At 57.2% G+C, this 1,209-nt stretch carries 1 protein-coding gene; it reads right to left on the reverse strand.

Annotation, left to right across the window (positions count from 1 at the left end; all coding sequences use genetic code 11):
* Nucleotide 1 precedes the first annotated feature (1 nt).
* Nucleotides 2-1,209: IS701-like element ISNpe1 family transposase (locus BW940_RS20790; RefSeq protein WP_216819702.1), on the reverse strand; the 1,208-nt coding region annotated here is incomplete at its 5' end.

Here is a 1,209-nt window from a genome sequence, read left to right on the forward strand (position 1 = left end):
CTCAGCTTTGCACGCTAGCCTCGGCTGTTGAGTGAACGAAGAGATGGTCGATCTCGGTCATGAGGTCATCAATACCGCGGTCATCGTTGTCTCGAACCCACGAGAGAAGGTTGTAGACGGCTTCCTTCAGGGAGTGTTCGAGGTTCGCTCGAAGCGATGACGCCTTCGAGCGAACCGTTCCCAAGGCGCTCGAATCGGGATCAAGACGAACGAGACTGTAGGCAGCCATCAGGAGGTGCCAGTGGCGACTGGCACCTCCGTCAGTCTGCAGCTCGCAGTCTCCCAAGCCGAGATCCTGCTTCGAGTCCTCGAAGAACGTCTCGATGCGCCAGCGCATCCCGTAGGAGCGAATGATGTGGGCGGTTGGTGCGTCGATCTTGTTCGTAGCGAGGTACTTGATCGGGTTATCTTCGTCTCCGTCGGTCTCTTTCTCTGCGATGACCAGCTTCACGTCTCCCAACTGGGAGACGGGAAGCTTCTTCGTCCAGATGTGATAGGTTTCGTCGTCAATATCGCGCTCAACCGTGTCGATGCGCTCTTCCAGCGCATCGACGCGGAGTTCTTCGCCGGCGTAAGTCACCTGTCGATTGCTCCGGAGCGGGCCGATCCAGTCCTTGCCGTAGGATTCGATGTGTTCAGGAAGGCCAGAATCGTGAGCGAACCACGAGTCGAAGAGGTAGGTGTCCGCAGGCACACCTACCTCTTCTTCGAGTTCGGTGACGATCTCGCGGGCGAGGTCGTACTTGGTATCGTGGTCTTGGTCATCCTCGTCTTGCTTTTCGTAGAGGCGGAAGGTGAGCGGGTAAGCGGTTTTATTGTCGGCGTAGAAGGCGTAGATGAGATCTTGGCCCCAGACGGTGTCACCTTCGGCGTGATCGTAGAAGTGGCCGACGCCGGGGACTTCGTCCCCGGCTTTCTCGGTGATCGTGTCGTCGAGGATGATGTAGCCATCCGTTGACCAGCGTGTTTCGCCGTGTTTCTGGAGTTCTTCGAGGCGTTCGTGGTTGAATTGCTGTTCATCCCAGTCGTACTCGGTGAGGAACTTGTTGAGAGCGCGTTTGCTATTAGCTGGAAGGACTTCGCGTGCGATGCCCGCCACGGTCTTGTTGCTGGCCGCAACAAGACCTGTGGCGTAGGTTTTGGCGTGATGACGTTGGGCTGGGGACAGCGACTCGAACTCGTCGAACACTCGCGTACACGACAAGAAAT

Source organism: Natronorubrum thiooxidans (genome assembly GCF_900156475.1).
GTDB lineage: Archaea > Halobacteriota > Halobacteria > Halobacteriales > Natrialbaceae > Natronorubrum > Natronorubrum thiooxidans.